The organism is Paenibacillus sp. J31R109 (genome assembly GCF_059692055.1).
The window spans coordinates 783,148-807,152 of sequence record NZ_JCAUAR010000002.1 but is presented as its reverse complement, the minus strand read 5'-3'; the positions used below and the strand labels follow the sequence as shown (position 1 = coordinate 807,152).

At 44.1% G+C, this 24,005-nt stretch carries 13 protein-coding genes; all 13 read left to right on the top strand.

Annotation, left to right across the window (positions count from 1 at the left end; all coding sequences use genetic code 11):
- Positions 1-104: 104 nt before the first annotated feature.
- The 13 genes from AC58QT_RS09325 to AC58QT_RS09265 all read left to right on the top strand — a co-directional run bounded on the left by AC58QT_RS09325 (position 105) and on the right by AC58QT_RS09265 (position 23,940).
- Positions 105-1,814 (top strand): type 2 periplasmic-binding domain-containing protein, encoded by a 1,710-nt coding sequence (locus AC58QT_RS09325; protein ID WP_497408666.1) that lies wholly within the window; start codon positions 105-107, stop codon positions 1,812-1,814.
- 107 nt (positions 1,815-1,921) lie between these two features.
- Entirely contained in the window at positions 1,922-3,373 is a 1,452-nt protein-coding gene (locus tag AC58QT_RS09320) for a response regulator (protein WP_497408665.1), read from the top strand.
- Positions 3,357-5,177, top strand: a complete 1,821-nt coding sequence (locus tag AC58QT_RS09315) for a sensor histidine kinase (protein WP_497408664.1) — start codon at positions 3,357-3,359, stop codon at positions 5,175-5,177. Before AC58QT_RS09320 ends, AC58QT_RS09315 begins: the two co-directional genes overlap by 17 nt.
- A 26-nt stretch (positions 5,178-5,203) precedes the next feature.
- Complete coding sequence (locus AC58QT_RS09310) at positions 5,204-7,234, top strand: hypothetical protein (protein ID WP_497408663.1); 2,031 nt, start codon at positions 5,204-5,206, stop codon at positions 7,232-7,234.
- A gap of 248 nt (positions 7,235-7,482) precedes the next feature.
- Positions 7,483-9,108: a type 2 periplasmic-binding domain-containing protein gene (locus AC58QT_RS09305; protein WP_497408865.1), complete on the top strand. Its 1,626-nt coding sequence runs from the start codon at positions 7,483-7,485 to the stop codon at positions 9,106-9,108.
- Positions 9,109-9,196: 88 nt separating this feature from the next.
- The gene (locus AC58QT_RS09300; protein WP_310222957.1) at positions 9,197-10,102 is read left to right on the top strand and encodes an ABC transporter permease; all 906 of its coding nucleotides are present in this window, start codon (positions 9,197-9,199) and stop codon (positions 10,100-10,102) included.
- 21 nt (positions 10,103-10,123) lie between these two features.
- Positions 10,124-11,017, top strand: a complete 894-nt coding sequence (locus AC58QT_RS09295) for a carbohydrate ABC transporter permease (protein ID WP_497408662.1) — start codon at positions 10,124-10,126, stop codon at positions 11,015-11,017.
- Between the two features lie 27 nt (positions 11,018-11,044).
- A complete protein-coding gene (locus AC58QT_RS09290) occupies positions 11,045-13,381 on the top strand; it encodes a helix-turn-helix domain-containing protein (RefSeq protein WP_497408661.1) in 2,337 nt (778 codons plus the stop codon).
- Positions 13,382-13,426: 45 nt separating this feature from the next.
- Positions 13,427-14,230 (top strand): hypothetical protein, encoded by an 804-nt coding sequence (locus tag AC58QT_RS09285; protein WP_497408660.1) that lies wholly within the window; start codon positions 13,427-13,429, stop codon positions 14,228-14,230.
- 1 nt (position 14,231) lies between these two features.
- Entirely contained in the window at positions 14,232-16,127 is a 1,896-nt protein-coding gene (locus AC58QT_RS09280) for an FAD-dependent oxidoreductase (RefSeq protein WP_497408659.1), read from the top strand.
- A 39-nt stretch (positions 16,128-16,166) separates the two neighbouring features.
- Complete coding sequence (locus tag AC58QT_RS09275; RefSeq protein WP_497408658.1) at positions 16,167-19,733, top strand: heparinase II/III domain-containing protein; 3,567 nt, start codon at positions 16,167-16,169, stop codon at positions 19,731-19,733.
- A gap of 31 nt (positions 19,734-19,764) precedes the next feature.
- On the top strand, positions 19,765-22,335 hold the full coding sequence (locus AC58QT_RS09270) for a golvesin C-terminal-like domain-containing protein (RefSeq protein WP_497408657.1): 2,571 nt from the start codon (positions 19,765-19,767) through the stop codon (positions 22,333-22,335).
- A gap of 177 nt (positions 22,336-22,512) precedes the next feature.
- Positions 22,513-23,940 (top strand): golvesin C-terminal-like domain-containing protein, encoded by a 1,428-nt coding sequence (locus AC58QT_RS09265; protein ID WP_497408656.1) that lies wholly within the window; start codon positions 22,513-22,515, stop codon positions 23,938-23,940.
- The last annotated feature ends 65 nt before the right edge of the window (positions 23,941-24,005 follow it).

Sequence of the window (24,005 nt, the reverse complement as noted above, 5' to 3'; positions counted from 1 at the left end):
TGATTGTAAAGGGTACGATATTTAATTCGTATTCTTCACATATATCGAAAGCGATTTCATTATTTCGATTATAATTTTTATTACAAAAGGGAGGCAATACGAGTATGAAGAGAAAGTTTCAAAGTGTGGTGGCATTATCACTTGTGATGGCTGTATCTGTTAGTTTAGCTGCATGCAGCTCTACTAAAGAAGAGTCTACAAAGAATGGCAGTAACCCGAGTAATACAGCAAGCGTTACACCTAGTGGTCAAGTGAAAAAAGGTAAAGTATCGGTCATGGTTTATGATCGTGGACTCATTCCTGCATCCGAAGGTACGTATGACAATAACCGCTGGACGAAGTGGATTCAAGAAAATGCGCCATTTGAAGAAGTGAAATTCATCGTTGTACCTCGAACAGAAGCTCCACAGAAAATGAACATGCTGTTTGCAGCTGGCGAAGGTCCGGACGTCGTAGCGAACTATGAAGATATGACGCCGTTTATTTCCAAAGGTCAAGCCTTAGAAATCACAGATGAATTGCTTGCCAAAATGCCCAATTATAAAAAGACACTAGATAAATATCCAGCACTTCAAAAGCTTTCGACTGTCAATGGAAAACGGTATACGATCGGAACCGTATCACCTGTTTCACCTAATCATGCTGCAGTCATTCGTGCAGACTGGTTAGAGAAACTAAACCTTCAAGTACCGAAAACACCAGAAGAATTACTTGCAGTTGCTAAAGCATTTACAGAGAAAGATCCGGATGGAAATGGTAAAAATGATACTTATGGATTAACGTTAAACGCAGATTCCCAAAGAGTACTGTCTCACATGTTTGGCTTTGGTAATCCAGAGAAGTATGCCGTCGTTGATGGCAAGCTGACATTTGTATGGGATCGCATTCAGGAATGGTTGAAGTTTACGAAACAAATTGTGGATGCAAAGGTTGTTGATCCGGACTTCTTACTTGATAAAGGTGACAAAGCACTAACGGATTTCACGAATGGCAAGATCGGTATTTTCTTGACAGGGAAATTTAGTCAACTGAATTCGCCAACATTTGCGAATTTCAAAAAGGCTAATCCGACTGCGAAACTGGATACATTTGATTTGCCAGCGACAAAGTTTGGAACGTTTGAAGGCTATATCAATGGAGGACCTTCCGTTGTAGGTTTTATTAATGCAGCAACCAAAGATCCTGATGCAGCTGCTAGGTACATTAACTGGCTGAACGATCCGAAAGTTTCCGACTATTTGGTAAATGGACCTGAGGGCGTATACAAAAAGCGGGATGCAGAAGGAACTGTTGTTGTTGTAGATCCAGCGAAGAATAAAATTGAGTATGATTATGCCACAGATTACAGTATCATTCGAACATTCGATTTCAACTTAGGTTCATCCGTTAGTCCATTAGCTAATGAATATTACAATTCGTATCTCAAATCAAGCGATCCAGTCCTGCAAGAGTTTGGCGATTTGTACTATAAGATGGCGCAAGTTGTGAATAAGCCAGAGGCTATTGATCCAAGAAAATGGCAACAAACACTGCCAGCACTTGCCTCTGATACGCTTTTGAAGAAAACGAATGGAACGAAAGCTGTAGACGACTTCCTCTTAAAAGCACTTGCACAACCGAATTTGACAGCAGAGAAAGCAGTTGCAGATGCGAAAGAGCTTTGGAAAAAAGCTGGCGGAGAAGATGTGGACGCGTTCTACAATGATTACTATCAAAAAAATAAAGACAAAATGTTATCTCCAGAAGATTTCAAACAACTAAAAATGGCACCAGAATTATTACCTTCAGCGAAGAAAAATTCTAAAATTAAATAATTGTGGTTATGCTATTATTAGGTTAAGTCATGAAAAAGGGAACTCTTTGTCTACGGATAAAGAGTTCCCTTTCCAGATATTAACGGCAGAAATGTGGTGAATCCTGTATGTATCGTGTGGTCATTGTTGATGATGAACCTTGGGCTCTGATCGGTATTCGTAAATTAATCGAGCGCAACGGGAATCGGTTTAAAATTATTTGTGAAACGACAGAACCAGCCAAAGCGTTGGAAGTCATTTGTGAAGAACATCCTGATGTCGTCTTTACGGATATCCGTATGCCTGACATGACGGGAATTGAACTCATGCAAAGGACGAGAGCACAAGGGATAGATACTGATTTTATCGTGATTAGTGGGTTTGCGGAGTTCACTTATGTGCAGCATGCCCTGCAAGAAGGCGCGATGGATTATCAATTAAAGCCGCTGGATATGGTAAAGGCGGAGGAAATGTTAGATAAGCTTTATAGAAAGCTGGAGAACAAACGCAGTACAAATGATTTGAGTTTATATATGTCTTTACTGGAAGAATTTAAAGATAATCATTCTCTTTTGAATACGCGATTGCGGCATAAACCTTATAAGAAATATCAGATTGTAACGGTGTATTTTGAACATGCGGAATATGATGATGTCGTATTACTGGAATTAGGAAGTAGAGCACAATTCACAACCTTAAAATTAGGCCCTAGAAAAACGGTGTTTATCATTAATAGTGATGAAGATCAGAGTGAGCTGATTTATCGTAGTCTTACTTCCAAAGAACATGTCGTGGAAAGGGCAGGGATCAGTTTATCCAGTGATGGAGCTGATCATGTATCCATGCTTTTAAAAACGTCAGATATCGCAAGTAATGATTGTTTTGTGGATCGTTCAAAGCGAGTTTCCTTATACAAAAAGAGTAAAAAAAGTGTAGTCAAACAATTTGCTGAGGGCATTATTGAAGCACTTGAACGCGTTCAGTATAAGAACATGAAGGAACTGTCATCCGTGATAACGGCCTTTTTTAGTGAACACCATTTAGGCATAGAAGACGCGGTGTTTTTATGGAATGAATTTGTTATGCATACGTTAAAAGACAGTGATACCAGCAGTCAATTATTGGATTTTGAGTTTCTGGATTATAGTGAAATGAAAGAAAAGTTCATGAATTTAGAATCGCTAAGCGAATATGTATTTGAATTGCTATCGAATCCAGAACGAGATCAGCAAGGGGATGCCAATCATAAATTTAAGGAACTGCTGCAATATACCAATAAACACTTTCATGAGGAACTATTTCTAAAGGATTTGTCCACGAAGTTTTACATTAATGTGAGCTATTGTTGTGAGTTGTTTAAAAAGGTTACGGGCATGACGTTCTCACAGTATATGACGGATTTACGGATGAACAAGGCTTCTGAATTGCTCCAAAATAGTAACTTGTCTATTGCAGATGTATGTAAGAGTGTAGGCTATAGTGATTATTTCTATTTTAATAAAGTGTTTAAACGGAATTTAGGGTGTACACCTGCCAAATATCGCAAAACGAGTGGGGACTCCAATGCGCTTAATACGTAATCTGAAGCTCAAGCACCAAATATCACTGTTGATACTGATTGCACTTATAATGATGATCTTGATGCAGAGTATGTATAATGTTTTCTTCAATTCCCTAACACGGGAACGTGCGGCTAAGTATGCCGGTAATTTGATGGAACAGGTCGCGCTAAATGTAGATACCATTGCAAAAAGTGTGGAGAGAGATTCCATTACGGTTAGTTATAGTAAGTATGTGCAGGAATTGATGGTGTCAACGAATAGCATTCGGAGTGCAGAATTAAATGACTATGTCTCTGAAATTTTTACGCATACAAGGAATTCCAATCAAAATATTTATAGCATTGTTCTGCTAAATAATAATAACAGGCTGATCTCGGACAATATGCATTACAACAATGATATCTTGAAAACTTTGGGGAAAATGTACAATTTTCAAAGTAAAGAGTTTACAAAACCGGTGTTTTCATCGATTGTGAGAGACAGCAGTGATGCGTTTTATTACTATTCGTATATTTCGCCTATTTTTTCTTCTTTTGACGCTGCAGGGGATTATTCGAAAATTGGGAACTGCATTTTTCTTCTTGATACAAGGGAATTAGAGAAATTAGTGAATACAACGGAATTAACGAAGAATTCACTTTTTCTGATCCTTGATTCCGACAATCGGGTGATCGTAAGCAATAAAGGGCTTAAAGCAGGTGAGTATTACGAGAATGTTTTTTGGCAAGATGGTACAAGCGGTACAGTGAAAGATGAAATTGTGTATGAAGGTAAAAAATCCCTCGTTCAATATAAAAAAATGGAGAATGTGGACTGGAAAGTCATCAGTGTTCTTCCTATTGCAGAGCTGACCAGTGATATGAAGCCGATCGTTTCTTTAGGCATCTGGCTGAGTATCATTATGATCGTCTTGTTGACGATTATCGGCAGTATGTTTATGTACAATACGACACGTCCGATTATGTTGATCGTGAGATTCCTATCGCATGTGGGCGAGAGGAATTTAAAGCAACGGATAAAAATCCCTTCAACAAATGAAGTGGGCATTATTGCAACGCACATCAATCAAATGTTGGATAACGTAGAGACGATGACGCGAGAAGTTGTTGAGAATCAAACGTCTCTCTATGAAGCCGAACTATCGAAAAAACAAGCGAAACTGTCAGCGCTGCAAAGTCAAATTAATCCTCATTTTCTCTATAATACGTTGAACTGCTTGAGCAGTATTGGCTTGGCTTATGATGTGAGTGAGGTCGTCAGTATATCGTCCGCGATGTCGCGCATATTCAGATATAGCATTAAGGGCCAAGAAATTGTGAGTATCAAGGACGAAATGAGCTGTATTAAAGATTATCTATTAATTATGGACATCCGGTATAAAGGCAAATTTGAGATTGTGATTGAGATGGATGAGTCTTTCCTCGAAATGAAATCGTTAAAAATGATTCTTCAACCGATTGTGGAAAATGCGATGTACCACGGCCTAGAGATGAAATCAGGCATTGGACGTCTGTTTATTCACGGTTTTGTATCTGAGATGGGCTATTTGCAAATTGATATTGAGGATAATGGCGTCGGTATGACGGACAAACAGTTATCCGAACTGCGTAAAGGGATTCGAGATGACGAGAATGTCGAGTTATCGGGAACGGACGAGAAACAAAGCATTGGGCTAGGCAATATTAATAAGCGATTAAAACTACAATTTGGATCCCCATACGGTCTGGATGTCGATAGCGAAGCAGGAAAAGGAACCAAAGTTACCGTCAGACTGCCTGTTATTGAACCTACAGGTAAAATCATCTTATTGCCTAATCGTTAGCCTGGAAAGGAAGGAGAGTCTGCAAGATGGATTTGCACGTAACGAAAAACGGTAAATGTCAGATATCTATTGAGATTTGCTATAACAGCGGCATCATTACGAACAATGCGGTGGGCTTGTTGATCGAAGAATGGCGAGACGAGTATCAAGTAGACAACCTTTCGTTGTACTCGGCACACAGGGAAGGTAACCGTATTCGTATTCTTGAACCGCAAGTCATAGAGGGGCACGATGAGCAGACATTTGTGATTTTTACAGTCATGAAAGATGGCTATTATCATATTAATCTATCCGGTGCAACTGAACAGGCGATCCTATATGGTATATGTGAAATCCTCGACCAAACATATGTTCTGGATGGCGAAGTGCGACTACCCCGATTAAATATGACCTCTACACCTGATATAAAAAAAAGAGGCGTCGAGCGGCATTGGGGTCCTTCGATGACATCGCTTGAAAACCTGGAAGTGAATCTCAACCTCATTAAACTTTTGGCCAGAAAACGAGTGAATCATCTGATGTGGATCGATAGTTGGATCAGCATGAGCTGGTATCAGTTCCTTGATTTTAGATACTTTCCTATTCTAAAAAGAGAAGATCAATTGGGCAAGATCAAGCTTGCCAAGGAATGTCTAGGGAAGATCATTCAAGAAGCGAAATATTGGGGGATGGACTTTTACCTGTCCTGTACGGAGTTCAATATTCCTGAAGATCTACTCAGGATACACCCAGATATGTTTTATCGCAATCCAGATACGGGATTATGTGTGCTGAGTTTGGACAGTGAGGATACTTGGGCTTTCTACAAAGCCAAAATCAAAGAGGTCATGGTGGATTTCCCAGCCCTTTCAGGTATTGAACTTTGGACTGGAGAGGCCATGGAAGTATGGCAATGCTATCGTCCTGAGACAGATACAAGATCGATCGGAGAGCTTTTCCTCGAGATGTATGACAAAGCGCTTGAAGCGATGGATGAAGTTGGAAGAAGCGATGCTCGTATTATTTGTTCCAGCTTTACCCACCATCCTGATTGTGAAAAAGTGTATGAAGATATTCTGGGGAGATTACCTGAGCGTTGCGATTCAAGAAGCAAAATGCAGGTGGAAGATTTCTATCGTTTCCATTCGCCAGCGACACTCCCGGGTAGACTTTCTCCCGGCAGAGAATGGGTAGAATTCGATCTCGGAGGCGAATATAGAGGAGATTGGGCGGGATGGATCACTTGTGCGCTGCAATTCATACCGGATCGAATGAGATATTACTATGATAAAGGTGTTAGCGGCTTCATGTGCAGGATACGCGGTTATGCTCTAGGTCCGAACACGAAGTTTGTTGGGGATTATGCCGTATTGAAGGGTCAACAATCGATCAAATACGATATGTATTTCAAAACCTGTTGGGATATGCATATAGGGCTCGCCGAAGTATGGCGAATGTGTAAGAGAAAGGGATACCCTGATCAGATGCTGGAATTTTTCCAATTGTCGGAGAAAGTCGCAGAACAAGCCCATTATGCAAATGAAGCTATCGTGAATAATTTCCATTCCTCTTTTATTGGCTCGATTGAAAGATATGAGTGGCAGTTGGCGTATTTGGATCATCCTTACAATACAGCTGGTCAAGAGAAGAAATGGATTTTAGAGCCTACGGAAGAAAATTTAGCCCTAATCCTTGCTGAGAAAGAACAGGCACTTATAAATATCTTGAAAATGAGCGAAATCCTGGAGCAAAGTAAACGTGAACTCGTAGACGAGGACTATGTGACGTTAAGGGCTTGTCTAGATTTTCAAATACAAGTAGTTAAGGTCTTCAAAGTACACACAGAGATGTTCTTCCGATATCGCATGCTAATGATGACAAAATTGGAAAATAGACACGCGCTTTTGATGGATTGTATGAAAAGATGTGAGCAGGAAGTTACGCTGCTTCAGGCCTATGATCAGGTACAGGCCAAACATGCCTATGCGTTAATTAGTGACATCAAATGGCGGCTAAGTAGTGATATGAATGGGCCGTATTATCATTTGCTTGCTTACCATGGGGTATGTAAGGTATAAGGGTTGCAATGGGAGGGGTTGCTTAGGCAACTCCTCTTTGTGCTTTTCATCACTGCTTTTCATCATGTGCATCTCATGCTTTGACTTTGCATCTCATGACATCGTCATCAAATGCGAAGCCATCTCATGATTTACAGATTGTCACGATCGATAAGCCCTCGGTATACTAAGGTCAATCCACGGAACACAAGCCAATAAAGTGGGGGGCACTTGGGATACATTATAAGGAGGTCAGATCATTGAAACTTATGAAAAGTTTAACTGCTGTTAAAGTTGCATCGGTCTTTGCAATCTCAGCTAGTCTCGTAACAGGTTGCGGTTCTACGCCATCTTCGGTTGACAACTCGGCAGCACCTGCGGGATCGACCGCGCCTGGAGGTTCATCGGCACCAGCAGCATCAACAGCTCCTATTAAGCTGTCGTATTGGGTTGGCTTACCGACGGATTCGGCACGTGTCATGAAGAATTATAGTGAGAATATGTTCTATAAGGAACTAGAGAAGAAAACCAGTGTGAAAGTTGACTTTCAACATCCTGCGATTGGTAGTGAGAAAGAGCAGTTTAACTTATTGATTGCTTCCGGTAATCTGCCTGATGTAATTGAATACAATTTCACCACGTATCCAGGTGGTCCAGAGAAGGCTATCGCGGACAAGGTCATTATTCCTCTGAACGATCTAATCGATAAGAATGCACCGAATTTAAAAAAATATTTGGCAGAGCACCCCGATTTGAAAAAAGATATAAGTACGGATTCAGGTGCCATCTATTCCTTCCCGGCGATTGGCGTTGGTCATTCGGATGTGAGCAGCGGATTCGTCATGCGGAAGGATTGGTTGAAAGAGCTTAACCTGCAAACGCCAGAAACCATGGATGAATGGACGACGGTGCTTCGAGCTTTCAAAGAAAAGAAAGGTGCCAAAACACCACTTACCGTAACACGTGACGAGTTGAAAGCGGATCGGTTTATCGGTGCCTATGGGATCAGCAACAGCTTCTATCTCGACAATGGCAAGGTCAAATATGGTCCTATTGAGCAGTCCTATAAGCAATATTTAACTCAGATGAATGCTTGGTATAAAGAAGGCTTACTAGATGTGGATTTCGCTACACAAGATGCAAAAGCGAAAGACAGTAAAATTACAAATGCAGGGTCAGGCGCATTCATCGCTTATATCGGCAGTGGCATGGGCAAGTATCTGAATGCCATTCCAGCGAACGATAAAACCTTTGACTTAGTCCCACTGCAACATCCTGTTCTGCAAAAGGGGCAAGAGCCGAATGTTTTCGTAGCTGCTTACGAGTATCGTGGTGATGGCAGTGCGGCGATTACACCTTCGAACAAGAACGCAGCGCAAACAGCCAAATGGTTAGATTATTTATATTCTGACGAAGGTAATATTTTAAAATCATTCGGTGTAGAAGGCGTCACGTTTAAATCGGAGAACAAATTCCCGAAATATACGGATTTAATTGTAAACAATCCAGAGAAGCTGTCTGTCGGCGAAGCTATGGCGAAATACCTGCGTGTGTCTACACCAGCACCAGGATTTGTCGGTGACGATCGTTACACAGAACAATATTATAAGTTCGATCAACAGAAGCAAGCGGTAGATATTTTCAATAAGTATGTGAAAAATATTAATAATACTCGTTTCCCACGCGTATCGCATACGAATGATGAGGTTCAAGAGCTATCAGCGATTATGGCTGAGGTAGAGACGTACAGAGATGAAATGGTTCTGAAATTTATCATGGGTTCTGAGCCTCTTACGAATTACGATAAATACGTGCAACAGTTGAAAAACATGAAAGTTGATAAAGCGCTTACACTTAAGCAAACGGCGCTAACACGTTACAACAGCCGTAAATAGGCACAATATCTCGAATGCGTAGGGGCGCTTCTTATATAGCAAAAGCACAGGCGCCCTATCGAATTCGCAAGTGAAAGGAGGAAGAGGCATGTCATGGCTAGTTAACGACTATCGAAAGCACAAATACTTATATGTCATGATTTTTCCAGTCGTCCTTTTTTATCTTATTTTCCATTATGTTCCGATGTATGGAGCGATCATTGCTTTTAAAAATTATCGGATTGCAGATGGGTTCCTGCACAGTCCGTGGGTGGGATTCGATCATTTCATAAGCTTCTTCCAAAGCTATTACTTCTGGCGACTGCTGAAGAATACGCTGCTGCTCAATGTCTACATGCTGCTAATTTCGTTCCCAGCCCCCATTATTTTCGCTTTGCTTATTAATGAAATTGTCAGCAAGCGGTTCAAGAAGCTCGTTCAAACGATCACCTATCTGCCGCATTTTATCTCCCTGATTGTTGTTTGTGGAATGATTACGCAGTTTCTAGCAAGAGATGGTTTTATTACGGACATCTTGGTTTGGTTCGGCATGGAACGGCAGGTCTTACTCGCTCATCCGGAATATTTCCGCAGTATTTATATAATCTCAGATATTTGGCAGGGAGTCGGTTGGGGTTCGATTGTTTACTTAGCTGCCATCACGGGTATTAATCCAGAACTGTATGAAGCGTCGAGGATTGATGGCGCCAATCGCTGGAAACAAATCCTGAATGTAACGATTCCAGGCATGATGCCAATCATTATTATTTTGTTTATTCTAAAAGTTGGCCATATGCTGGACGTCGGCTTCGAGAAGATTATTCTTCTCTATAATCCGAATACCTATGTTACCGCAGATATGATCAGTACATTCGTGTACCGTAAAGGCTTGCAGGGCTCTTTCGAATTTAGCTATGCGACCGCAATCGGATTATTCCAAGCTGCCATCAATTTTATCCTGCTCATAACGGCCAACCGAATTAGCAGGAAAGTTAGCGAGAACAGCTTATGGTAAAGCGATGCAGGAGGAAATCAAATGGTACTTAATTCGATTCGCCGAAGTACGGGAGAAACGATCTTCCAAATACTGAATGTCCTGTTTATGGTACTGATGATCGCCGTCACGTTGTATCCGTTCCTATTTGTCGTGTTCTCTTCGTTGAGTGATTCCAAGAGACTGATCGCGCAAACAGGACTGCTAGTAGCTCCTGTTGGATTTACGGTAGAAGCCTATCAACTGGTATTCAAAAATCCGAATATCATAAGCGGTTATATGAACACGCTGTTCATAGTCATTGTAGGAACGATTATGAATTTGATCATGACTAGTCTAGGCGCGTACGTGTTATCACGTAAGGGCATTGTATGGACGAAGCACATTATGCTGATGATCGTCTTCACCATGTTTTTCTCAGGTGGTATGATTCCGACGTATCTGTTGGTTAACAATTGGCTGCATTTAGGCAACAATCTGCTGGCGTTAATTATTCCTGGGCTTATTTCCACTTGGAATCTCATCATTCTTCGTACTTCGTTTAGTACGATACCCGAAAGCCTGATCGAGTCAGCTAGGATGGATGGCGCCCAAGATTTCACGATACTGTTCCGAATTGTCATCCCGCTTTCTATGCCGGTTATGGCTGTTATGCTGTTATTTTATGGCGTTGCACACTGGAATTCCTGGTTTGGAGCGATGCTCTACCTCCGAGATCGCGAGTTATTTCCCCTTCAATTGATTCTGCGTGAAATTTTAATTCAGAACAATACGTCGTACATGTCGGGAAATGCTGCTATCGAAGATGTAGAAGCGGTAGGAGAAAGTATCAAGTATGCCACGATCATTATTGCGACTTTGCCTATTCTATTTGTCTATCCCTTTCTGCAGAAATACTTTGTGAAAGGTGTTATGATAGGGTCGGTGAAGGAATAAGAAATCTGGCATCCGAGGTGTAGTGACATGAAGTTAAGGTATAGTTGGAAATGGCGTGGCATACGAAGCAAATGGCTGGGTTCCTATGCGATTGTGCTGATGATTCCAATTATTTTGATGGCTGCAACGCATATGCAAACGCGACGGGTGATTGAAGATGAGATCTTTAAAGCGAATTCAGCTTTGTTGTCACAGCTTCAGCAAGAGATTGACAACTACATTGATTACACGTATCGCTTGACGGAGGTTATCTCTCTTAATCCGAGGGTCAGCACCTTAGCACGCGCTCAGAAAGATATTGGTACCACGGAACGTCTATCCATCGTCCAGCTGCTAGCGGAGTTTAAAGCCTATAACATTTCTAAACGGTACGTCAATAACTTTTATATCTACTTCCCCGAGGGAGATTTTGTTCTCAGCGATAGTTCTTACTATCAAAGCGATTTATTTTATAAGCAAAATATTAGCGCCACCGGAATCTCTATGGAGCAGTGGCGGAATTACTTGGCACAAACCCAAAGAGGCTCTTTCTATAATTTTCTTGAGCTAGGCGGCGTTGTGCAAAATGGCATTATTTATACCCAAGGACTTCCTATTCAACAAGGAGGCTCCTATCCAGCAGCTCTTGTTATTGAATTAAATGAAGAACGTCTTTTGTCATCCATTCGTAATATCCAAACCTATAATCAAGGAAATGTCTACATTTTTGATGCCCAGAATAAGCTGTTGGCTTCGACGGAAGGCGATAAGGCACGGGAGCGGACGTTTGATTTTTCCAAAAAAGGTGGAGAACGTATCGGAAATACGTCTGCTGTGTGGGATGGCGAACAGGTTGTTCTTTCGTACATCGAATCCCAGCAGAGTAACTGGAAGTATGTCTATGTCCTTCCTGCCAAACTCTATAGTGAAAAGTCGGAGTATGTGTGGAATATGTCACTGCTCATGTTGGCTGTTGCCTTAATTATTGGCTTAATTATTGCCGTGCTGCTCGCCAAAAGAAACTATTCGCCTCTCCAGAAGCTTGTGCGCAGCGTCGCTGAACGCAGTGGTAATCAGACGTTAAGTCACGCCAAGTCCAACGAGTATGACTATCTGGAGGAAGCGATTGATAACACATTTGGCCGCTATCAAGATATGAATCGTACGATTGAAAAGCAGAATAAGACCCTGCGATCCAATCTCCTTGTGCGGCTTCTCAAAGGCAGAATTGAGAACGATTTTCCGATTGCAGATGTCCTCCCAGAATATGGTATTAAACTTCGTTCTGAGGATTTTGCCGTTGTCTTATTTTATCTCGATGATTATAGCGGCTTCTTTCGGCATGATGAGCAGGATGTGGAGAAGAAGCGTGAATTCGTTCACCTTATCATGACGAATATTGTGGAGGAGCTTGCAGGACAGAAGCATCAAGGCTGGATGACAGAAGTAGACGAAATGCTTGCTTGTATCATTAACTTTGAGCCGGGCACATCTGCTGAAACCGCAATTGCTGATCTCAAAAGCTTAGCGGAAGAGTCTCAGAGGTTTATTAGTAATCGCTTTCACATTCTGTTCACCGTATCCATCAGCTCTAATCATAAATCTTCCATGCAGCTTCCCGTAGCTTATCTAGAGGCGCTGGAAGCGATGGAGTACCGGATGTTGCTTGGCGGTCAGACGATCATTTGGCATGATCAAATCAAAGTGCAGAAGCCGTCATACGACTATACGATGGAGAAGGAACATCAGTTAATTAACTATGTGAATGCAGGTGATTTTCTTGGTGCGAAGGCGATGTTAGATGACATCATTGACCATAATTTGGCTGAAAAAAATATTTCAGTAGACATGATTCGATGCCTCATGTTTGACATTAGCTCTACGATGATGAAGGCAGCGATGGAATCCAATCTAGATCACCCGGAGATTTATCAAGAAAATTTGGTAGCGATTCGTGAGCTCATGAACGGGAGTACCGTCGCCTCGATGCGAGAGCGCATGACGCAGTTCTTACAAAAAATTTGCGGATATGTGGAAGAACGAAAGAAGAGTAACAAGAAAATCCGTTTGAAGGAAAGTGTGCTTAACTTTGTTTCCGAAAACTACCGCGATCAGGATCTCAATATTGGAACCATTTCCGCGAATTTCAATGTGCATCCTTCGTATTTATCCCGTTATTTCAAGGAGCAAGTCGGCGATAATTTAACCGAGTATATCAATAAGTATAGAGTGGATCAATCCAAAACACTTCTGTTGCAAGATGATATTTTGATTAAAGATATCAGTGATCTTGTAGGTTTTTACAGTATCAGCACATTTATCCGTGTATTTAAGAAGTACGAAGGGGTTACACCAAGCGCGTATCGGGAAGGCAAAAAATATTAATGCTTCGTACTTGATTGTCCAGACAACGAAATGAGGTGATCCAGCGTGGTTCACATGGAGCATCGGTATTATCCGATGATTATTATTGGAGCAACATTTGCAGGGCTGGGAGCAGCGTATACCAACAAAGGCGCACTTGTGATTGAAAGAACAGCGCTTGTCGGACATGAATTCATTAATAGCTATCATCTAGGTGAGGGTTGGCAGCAAACATCTGTAACCGCAGAAGGCGAGAAGTTGAAAAAAGAATTACTCGATCGCGGTATCTTGTCAGAGGAGGGAACTGTTCACATTCCTGCCATTGCCCCTGTGCTCTACAACAAGATTTCTGAGGATGCCATTTCGATCATGCTGCATACCGATGTTACGGAAATTAGCAGCCTAGCTGAGGGATTCGAAGTGACCGTATACAATGCCTCTGGCTTCAGCCGGTTCACAACGGATTGCATTATGGACACCCGATCGGAAAGCGCATTGCCAGGTAGTGTCGTGTCCAAAAGCTTGAATGCGATGCTGAGTTGTCGTGAAGAGGGGGTGGAAGTACCGTTGTTCACCATGGAAAATGTTCGCTTTGCCACTGGTAAGCTTCAGGGTGAATGGATTGTGAAAGTAACTGTTGATGTTGAGGATGACTGGATTGCGGCTAGGCACAAGCTGCATCACATGTGGGCGAATAGGCCGGATGTATGGGAAAAGTGGACGATTGCTGCAATAGCTGGCTGTTTCGAGCTTCAAATTATTCAAGAGCCGACTGCCATTGAGCCGAACTGGTGGAGTCATCCATCCGGTGCTTTTCGCAATCCTTTAGAGGCATTTGAAGCAGGACTTGCGTTTGGAAGGGGGAACTAGCATGCGGTTATCACAAAATGTGAATGGTGCCATAACAGTTACAGAAACAGAGTTGCCTGAATTTGCCCAAAGCTATGATGTCATCGTAGCGGGGCTTGGCACATCAGGTGCAATTGCATTAATTACCGCTGCTCGCAAAGGGTTGAAAGTCCTTGGCATCGATCGTATGAACTGTATGGGCGGCATGGGAACGGCAGGTTCCGTTAACGGCTACTATTTCGGTTCTACTGGGGGATTATATGAGCAGTTGGATGAGAAGGTAGCTGACTATGTGGATACGATCTACACGAAGTCGAGTGCTTACAACGTAGAGGCCAAGAAGTACGTTTTGGAGCAGGAAGCGATACGTTATGGTGCGAAGCTTGCTTATGAATCAGCTATAACAGGTGTTTATCTGGAGGGCAAGCAAGTAAGAGGCGTGAGCTTCATAGGGCCAAGAGGCATACAGTCAGTGAACTGCAAGGTGTTGATCGATTGTACAGGAGATGCTGAAGCTGTTCACTTGGCTGGAGGCGGCTTCCAATATGGTCGAGAGCTGGATGGTCGAACGCAGCCTTTTACAAGCGTTAAAGTATTCGCAGCAGGTAATAAAGTAAGCTGGAGAAATTTCGATTCCGGCTGTACGAACCAAACGGATGGAAATGCATTTTCCACGGCTTTGGTTCTTGCGCATGCGCAGCATTTGGAAGAAACGTACTCCAACGACAATCGGTTACTGCATATCGCTCCATTATTAGGTGTTAGGGAAGGCCGTTTAATAGAAGGCGAAGAAACAATTGCACTCGGGGACTTCTTCGCAGATAGGACGACAGAGCAACCCGTGTTTTATGCCAATGCGGATATTGATAAGCATGGCCGTGACCATGCTTTCGAGAGTCAGCATCTGCAAGATTGGTTTGTTGCCAGTAATCTAGGAGCAGCTAATATTACGGTTCCAGTCCCCTTGGGAGCAATGATCCCTAAGGGATTCGAGGGGCTGCTTGCTGCAGGTCGCTGCTTATCTGTCGATCATGATTTATCTACGTGTGTAAGAATGAACCGAGATATGCAAAAGTCTGGCGAAGCCGCAGCAACGGCTGCCTATATCGCGATCAAGGACAGTCTGGCACTGAAGGATGTGCCGTATGAAGAGCTTATCGAGCATCTGACTGAAACGGGTTGCTTTGATCCACACAACGATAAAGGGTATGAATTTGCTTATCCAGGTGGGAGGAAACCAGCACTGCCGATCGTTTGGCTAACCGATCCGGATCAGATCCGGCAAGGCTTAATGAGTGAGCAACCCGGTGTGGCAATCTGGTCTTGCAGAAGACTCGGCGGCGCGATGAAGTCGCATCTGCGCAGTTGGATGCAGGAGGGCGAGGAGTCGCTTCGCAAGCATTGTGCTTTTGCCTTAGCACTATTGGAGGATGAGGCAGCGTTGCCAAATCTACGTGCCATGGTCATGGAGCGGGACTCGCTCGTTCTACAGGATTGCCGCAAAAACAATCAAATGCGCGGATACATGGCCATCTATTTGCTGGGGAGAATGCGGGATAAGGAAATCGCCTCCGAGCTCATTCGTCTTTTACAGGATCCAGAGGAAATCGAGCGGGCCCTCTACAATGCAGGAGACGGTACGGAAGGTGCGAGGCAGAAGAAATATAACGATACGTATTTCCAGTTCTTCTCACATTCGGTTATCGCGCTGATTCGTATTGGTGAGCAGCATGCTTCCATGCAAGATGAGATTGGCAAGGCTCTGCGAAATGTTGTGGCTAGCGGAGATTACGTGGAAAGAATAACACATCGACCGTATGGGACCTACGAGTACTCGATCGTCGATAATATTCGATTCGTCATTGAAAAAGAATTGAAGCATTGGAGACTCGGGGAAAATGCGGTTAGCGCAGGCTAAAAGAATCATTATTTTAGGATGAGGGAAGGAAGGGTGAAGATGATCAAAATGCTAGCTAAGAAATGGCGTGCTATTGGGATACTTACTTCAACAATACTTCTGGGAGCAAGCGGTTTACCGCTTGCTGCCTCTGCAGCAACAGATGAGGAAATTCCGATACTTTATCAAGAGAATTTTGATAACGTGACAGATGTCAGCCAATTGACAGCTTGGACATTTACGAATGGCGTGCCCATGACGGTAGTGACAAGACCAGATAATGGCGTGGATACAGGATCTGATCCTACGAATCACAGCTTGAAATCGACAAGCAGAAAGGCGAATACGAAAGCATCAAGGACATTTGATCCATTAGAGGGAAAGGTGGTCTTAACTTACGATTTAAGGGTAGAAGCGAATCCCGCCAAGCAAATGAAGCTTCCAGAAATTAAAGGAAATCTGGATAACGGCGAATCTATCGTCACTTCGATTTCGACGGCACCAGCAACGATAGACGGTAAATTTAAATTGGATATTCCTGCGGTAAATGCAACCACACGCATTCGAGTAGATCTACCAACGAAGCAATGGATTGCGATGAGGGTTGAACTGGATACAGACACGGATACCTTCTCGGTTTGGCAGAATGGGAATCTAATCGTGGATCAACTAGGCTTCTATAATGGGGTTAAGGTGAAGAACATTAAGTCCATTGAGTTCTTTCCTACCAATGCGGATGCGCAGGACTATTATATCGATAATATTACGGTAAGGGGAAAAGAAATGACGGTTGTCACGCCAGGTGTCAGAGATACCAAGCTTTCCGTGCTGCCGGCGACACCGATGATTCCGAATGTGAAACAGCAACATCCCCGCCTTTTCGTGAATGATTTCGATACCATCAAGGCTAAGATTGCAACGGATTACAGGCCCATGCAGTGGTACAACGACGTGAAAAAACGTGCAGACGTCTTATTAACAGAGCCCGTTCGACCCTATGGAATCGAGCCTACCAATAATGCCATTCTGGAACATGCCCGCGAAATGGAGAATCGGACCTATATCCTATCGATGGCCTTTCAGATGGAACGTGATATGAAATATTTGAATCGATTGTGGCTGGAAATTCAAAATACCGCCTCGTATCCGACCTGGAAGCCATCGAGTTTCTTGTCCGTAGCGGAGATGCTTCAAGCTTATGCGATTGCTTATGACTGGAACTATTATGATTGGACGCAGGAACAGCGGCAATTTATTCGGGACACGATGTTGGACAAAGGACTCACGTACGCCGTGGATGCGTATAACGGCATCATAAGTGGGACTAACTTTGTAAGCGCTTCCCACAACTGGAATTTAGTCTGTAATGCTTCCATTATGAGCGCGGCCATTGCCATTGCTGATGAGTATCCGAACTTATCCGAATTTTTGTTGGAAAAAGGGTCAAATTCCATTCAAAGGGGAATTACGGAATATGCCAACGATGGCGCCTATCCAGAAGGAGCTATGTATTGGGTATATGGGACCAACTTTTTAACGAATGCGATGGCGACCTTTGAGTCGTCCTTTAATGAAGGATTCGCGTTACCAGCCAAATATCGTCTCTATGATGCTCCAGGTGTTGCCAACACGCCGGACTTCCCGATCTATATGTCTGGCTCAGAGGGAGCGTTCAACTACGGGGACAGCTCTGTAGGAAAGCCAAATAGCCCGCTAATGTTATGGTTTGCGAATAAGTTCAACAAGCCACAGTATGCCTGGTATTACTTGCGATTGCAGCAAGAAACGTATAATCCGGTAGTTGCGGCAACGCGAGATCAAGTATTTGCTTTGTTATGGTACGAATCGGTCAACAGCACGGCAACAGGAAGCTTTCCATTGGATAAAAGTTATGAGTTTCATGAGGGCCCGAATGCTGTGCTGATGAGAAGCTCTTGGCAGGATGACAACGGTATTTTTGCCGGGCTTAAAGGCGGGTATAACAAAGAAAACCATTCCGCGCTATCCAATGGTACTTTCGTCATTGATGCGCTTGGTGAACGCTGGGCTACCATGAGGGGACCGGGTAACTATGCTTGGCCGGGCTATTCCGACACGACGGGTGGTCGTTTTCAATACTACACGACGAGAGCGGAAGGACAGAACACGCTTGTCATCAATCCGGATGGCGGCTTCGATCAAGATATTTATGCGACAGGTCGCGTGATGGATGCGCAGTCTAGTGCCACAGAAGCATTCGGTACGTTGGACATGACGGAAGCCTATGCCGCCGATGCCACAACGGTCCGTAGAGGAATGCGATTGTTTGATAATCGCTCGAAGTTATTGCTCCAAGATGAAATAACAGCAAATACCGACGTGGATGTTTGGTGGTTCATGCACACATCAGCCAAGGTTCAAACGAGTGAAGACCGTAAGTCTGCGATGCTGACGATAAATAACAAACGCGTGTGGGCACACATTGTAGAAGGACCAGCAGATGCTGGCTTCTCGATCATGGATGCCAAGCCGCTGCCACAATCGCCAAATCCATCGGTACAAAGCTCTAACTACGGGTCGAAGCTCGCGATCCGGATACAGCATGAGAACACCATTCGTTTGGCTGTCGAATTCGTACCGTTGCAAGCCGGAGAAGCACCGCCGACTGAATTTCCTGTCATCACGAATATGGCAGAGTGGACGCTTGCAGATCAGAGTACTTCCCTTTTAGGACAAAAGCTGGGGGATGATATTGGCTTGTTCAAAGGTAGTCCGCTTGCCTACGCGAATGGCGGCAGGACGCTTATTCACCCGAATGACCCCAGCGTGACAACGAAACAGGCAAATGGGCACACCTGGGTACCTGTGCAATTCGTTACCCAAGGAATGGGCGGAAGTTACCGTGTGGATGAGGCATCCAGCCATGCAATTATCAATTATGGTGGCAGAGTTGCCGTCTTACCCGTCGAAGATGCACTGCCTTCACCGACGGTAGAAGGCTCTCGTATCCTCATGCCTGCTCCACCAACTACAGCGGGGGGGACAGTACAAGTATCGGTCAGCTCCGATTTATATCAGAGCGCATTGCAGCATGCAGTGCCTGACAGTAAGGGAATAAAAACGGTAACGATTCAAGTTGGTTCGACGCAGCAAGCGACCTCTTATCAGGTGGGACTGCCGGTAGAGGCAGTGTCCTCTTCGAATAAGAATTTGAAGGTACTTGTTGAGACCGACATCGGCTCCGCACAATTGCTGGGTAACATGCTGCCTTACCAACAACCAGATACGAAGATTACTTTTACAATCGAAAAAGTAAACCCAATAACGTTCGGAAGCTTAGCCAGCAAGGTCATTGGCAGTCATCCCGCTGTGAAGTTTACACTTTTGAAGAATCAAGTACCTATTCCGTGGGTCAGCCTGCTGAGCAGTGTTACACTGACCATTCCATATGAAGCTGCAACGGAAGAGCTGAACCAAAATCTTATGGTTTGGCGCGTCAATCAAGAGAAATTGCTGCTTCCCACATTGGGAAGTTCCTATAACGCAGAAACAGGCAAAGTAACCTTTGTAACCCACTTATTGAATTCTGATCCCTATGCGATCTCATTCTTGCCCAAGCTAAAAGATATAGGCGATTTATTCAGGTGAAATGAATCAGTTATATACAAGGAGGATTTATATGGGGAAAAAGTTGATAAGCCGGTTACTGCTTCTGGTCTGGCTCGGAACACTTCTGCTGGGAATTGCTTCTCCGGTGGGAGCGGCGGATCTGGGTGTAGGTGCATCGGATATCGTTGTGGATAATTCGGACGCCGGCGTAACGCGAACAGGCACATGGACAGTAGGCACCTCGGCAAGTGATAAATATGGCAGCAATTATGAGTCCGTACAAGGCACAGAGAACAAAGGGCAAACGATTCAATACACCCCTGTGATACCCAGAGCGGGATCCTATGCGGTGTATGCAAATTGGAGCAGAGCACTGAATCGAGCAAGTAATGTGCCTTTTGAAATTTATCATAATGGAATAAGTGATATTGTGACAATCAATCAGCGGGCTAACGGGACGGGCGGCGTTTGGAATCTGCTCGGAACCTATCATTTTGCAGCAGGAAATACGAATTTTATTAAAATAAATGCGGCTGGAACGGACGGTTATGTGATGGCTGATGCCATTCGCTTTGTACCGCAATTCGAGGTACCTAAGAGTAATGATGCCACATTAAGTGGGTTGACGGCACTTCCAGGTACAGTGGCTTATGATGTGGTATCAGCTACTTATCAGATCACAGTTCCTCCGCAGACGATTCACGTTGATCTAACACCAACCGTGTCATCCGCCGTTTATAAAAATTTGACAGTTAATGGCACTAGCCAAGGGTCAGGGGTTGCTTACCGAGCTGTCCTCACAGGGAATTCTACACCTGTAGCGATCACAGTTACCGCCGAAGATGATACACAAAGGACGTATCAAGTACTTATTCGCAAAATGAGTAATGATGCCACCTTGAGCAGTCTGTTGATTAATCCTGGGGAGTTGAATTTCAGGCCGGAGACGACAACGTATGATGTTGAGGTGGGGAATGAAGTAACCAGCATGGAAATAACACCTACCGTAACTTCACAAGTGTATCAAAGTTTGAAAATAAACGGTGATCCTCTCTTGTCCGGGGAAACGTTCACAGCGGTTTTATCCGCTAGTGTAACCCCCATTTCCATTACGATTAGGGCTGAGGATGGTACCCAACTGAGCTACTATTTGAATGTGAAAAAGGCTGGCGTAGCGCCAGTTTTGGGGGATTTGCTGATGACGCCAGGTCAATTGCCATTTAGCCCCCTTAGAACAGATTATGAGGTTGTAACGGGGAATAGCTTGACGAGCATTGACATCACGCCATCCGTTTCTTCACCGACCGACACCCTCCTGATCAACGGAATGGCACATCCTTCGGGGACTGCTTATACCCAAGCGCTCTCGATTGGCGATAATGTACTTTCGATTATTGTCTCTTCGCAAGCTGGCTTACAGACGACTTATACGATTCATATCGAAAGAATGATGATGAACTTGGATGCACAATCGGTGAATGGAGTGATATCTTTCCCGGCGGAGGAACTTGCACATGCGATGGGTATTCAAGTCTATCAGGATGCCTCAGGTCTTCTTATTTTTGGTAAAGAGGCCATTTCCTTTACGGGTGCCAGTGAGCAAGCTCTCCAGCAACAATTAGTACAGTTGCTGTCACAGCATGTCACCGTCGATGGGAAGCTTGCGGATTTCTTCAAACCTGAAGTGAAGAGCTATCAGCTTAATCTTCATCCGGATGGTAGTATCCCCGTAATAGGTATACAAAGCTACAATGGGGCGAGTGCAACCATCCAACAGGCACAAAATGCCAGTATGCCAACCATTTTGCAAATGGAAGGTGTTGGGACGTATACGTTCCATTTTGTAAATGATCCATTTTCGTCTAATCAACCTGCGAATCTTGCCATGCTGAAGTTGTCTATCGAAGGCGAAGTGCAGGAGGAACTTGTGAAAACGTGGATTCCTGTAGAGAGCGTGCTATCGAATGATGGATACGCAAATACCAATACGCCGGAAAAAACGATAGACAATGATTTGAACACGAGGTGGTCTACGACGAGCGCTGGCGAAGTCAAGTGGATCAGCTATGATTTCGGTAACGTTGTCAACGTTCATGCGATGGGGGTTGCTGGTTATCTTGGAAATGAACGATCGTACAACTTCGATGTGGAAATTTCAGATGATGGTGAAAGCTGGCAAGTGCTTCAAACGGGTTTGAAAACGAGTGGTACGACGTTGTATCCGGAGATTTATGCGTTAAACGATGTACAGGCGCGATTCGTTCGATTGAAATGCTATGGCTATGGTGAGACACGAAGCGGATGGAATGGACTTTCGGATGTGCGTTTTTATGAAAGTGAAGCTCAAGCGCAAGATGACCAATCCAAATGGGATACGTATTTCTCACAAAGCACCCAATATGAGGTTGGTGAGGAGCTGCAATTGATCGTCCAAGGACAAAGCGCGAGCGGGGAGATTGTGGAGATGACACCAACTGAAACGGTGTTCGCATCGAGCCAACCAGCAGTTGCTCAAGTCGATCAGTCCGGACATATAACGATTACGGGCGTTGGTGAAGCCCAAATCTCGGTGATGGTGACTGTCGGAGACAGGATTCTAATTGCGAATAAGACCCTAGTTGTAGGGCAACCAGTCGAATAAAACAGCTATGGAACTAACCTAGGCGATGCTGCCAGAAAGAAAGGAGGTGAGTTATTAACTTCATATAATAAGGGAGGTGATTGAGCTCTGTCCATGTCGAAGTGAAACGAGTTGGTTTAGCTTACGGACCCGTCACAGATATCTCTCGTATTTTGAAGTTAATAGGGAGGCGTTAGGTTGAATAACAAAGTAGGAATGCTTAGTCTGCTTGCCTGCATGGGTGCGATTCTCTTCAGCTTAGTTATGAACCCAGCACGTGTAGAAGCAGCTGAAGTTATCGTGGACAACAATGCTACGACAGGTATCACAACCGTTGGGACGTGGAGTACATCGACATCGGCTACAGGTTTCTACGGAACGAACTATGCGCATGATGGCAATACGAGCAAAGGCTCGAAGTCCATCACGTATACCCCAACGTTGACCGAATCGGGTAACTATGATGTCTATATGCGATGGAATTCCTCAGCAAATCGTGCTTCCAACGTGCCGGTTGATATTTCGTATAGTGGCGGCAGTACGACACTTACTGTGAACCAACGTTCGAACGGTGGTGACGTATGGAATTTCGTCGGTCGTTATGCTTTCGTTTCGGGAACGAGCGGCTATGTTCGAATTCGTAATGACAGTACGGATGGCTTTGTTATAGCGGATGCTGTGCGTTTTGTGAAAGCGCCATCAGCACCTACAGGAACCACATACGCTCCCAGTGGCTCACTTATTTTTCATTCAGGCTTTGAATCCGGTTCTACCGGAGCGACAAGTGCATCTTGTATAACGGATATAACGGGGACAGATACTTCGGTTACGTCCCCGAATGATTGGGTAACCCATCTCGATGGGTATTCGAAATTCGGCTCATTCAGCGTACAGTATCAAGGCACGGACTGCGCAGACCGTAATGCGAGCATCGTAACCGATCCAACGAATTCGGGGAATAAGGTTATGAAATATTGGCTGGGAAGTGTTGGCGATGACATTACGAAGGGCCGAGTTCAAGCTAATCTGTATAGTAACACAAGTACATTGACGGAGATTTACTATTCATTCCGGGTTTATCTGGATCCCGATGTGGATCTTATTAAGCAAATTCCTGATCCCGTGAGCTGGTTTACGCTCGCAGAGTTTTGGAATCAGCCAAGCTGGACCACTGGCACCGTCTATCCCTATCGGGTTAGCCTTAATCTGACCAAAGCAGCGGGCGGTGCATCCAGTCAGAAGTTCTATTTCCAGGTCAAAGGGCAGCGAACTCCAATTACGGATTCCGAAGATGAAGCGGATTTCGATACGGTGTGGGTGCAGGATAATCGGAATTTTAGCGTGCCTACAGGGCAATGGTTGACTGGTGAAATCTATTACAAGCAAGGGAATGGGACTACTGGCCGATTTTATATGGCGATTACGCCAGCTGGAGGCTCCAAGCAAGTTATTTTTGATGTGACGAATTGGACCTACGATCCAAATAACCTTACACCAGCTGGGTTGACACATTTCAATCCGTTTAAATTGTACACGGGCAAATCAACAGTGAACTTTGTTCGAGATCATAGTGGCGCCATCGAAGTCCTATGGGATGATGTTGCATTTTGGCCGTCTATGAACTGATAGGCGAGAAAGGAAGGGAGCTAAGCGTTTTGTGCTTAGCTCCCTTTTGTTGCGTAGATAGGTGC

Excerpts from the sequence above, each read along its gene's own strand:
- AC58QT_RS09325 (WP_497408666.1), top strand. The coding sequence starts at position 105 with ATGAAGAGAAAGTTTCAAAGTGTGGTGGCATTATCACTTGTGATGGCT.
- AC58QT_RS09320 (WP_497408665.1), top strand. The coding sequence starts at position 1,922 with ATGTATCGTGTGGTCATTGTTGATGATGAACCTTGGGCTCTGATCGGT.
- AC58QT_RS09315 (WP_497408664.1), top strand. The coding sequence starts at position 3,357 with ATGCGCTTAATACGTAATCTGAAGCTCAAGCACCAAATATCACTGTTG.
- AC58QT_RS09310 (WP_497408663.1), top strand. The coding sequence starts at position 5,204 with ATGGATTTGCACGTAACGAAAAACGGTAAATGTCAGATATCTATTGAG.
- AC58QT_RS09305 (WP_497408865.1), top strand. The coding sequence starts at position 7,483 with ATGAAAAGTTTAACTGCTGTTAAAGTTGCATCGGTCTTTGCAATCTCA.
- AC58QT_RS09300 (WP_310222957.1), top strand. The coding sequence starts at position 9,197 with ATGTCATGGCTAGTTAACGACTATCGAAAGCACAAATACTTATATGTC.
- AC58QT_RS09295 (WP_497408662.1), top strand. The coding sequence starts at position 10,124 with ATGGTACTTAATTCGATTCGCCGAAGTACGGGAGAAACGATCTTCCAA.
- AC58QT_RS09290 (WP_497408661.1), top strand. The coding sequence starts at position 11,045 with ATGAAGTTAAGGTATAGTTGGAAATGGCGTGGCATACGAAGCAAATGG.
- AC58QT_RS09280 (WP_497408659.1), top strand. The coding sequence starts at position 14,232 with ATGCGGTTATCACAAAATGTGAATGGTGCCATAACAGTTACAGAAACA.
- AC58QT_RS09275 (WP_497408658.1), top strand. The coding sequence starts at position 16,167 with ATGATCAAAATGCTAGCTAAGAAATGGCGTGCTATTGGGATACTTACT.
- AC58QT_RS09270 (WP_497408657.1), top strand. The coding sequence starts at position 19,765 with ATGGGGAAAAAGTTGATAAGCCGGTTACTGCTTCTGGTCTGGCTCGGA.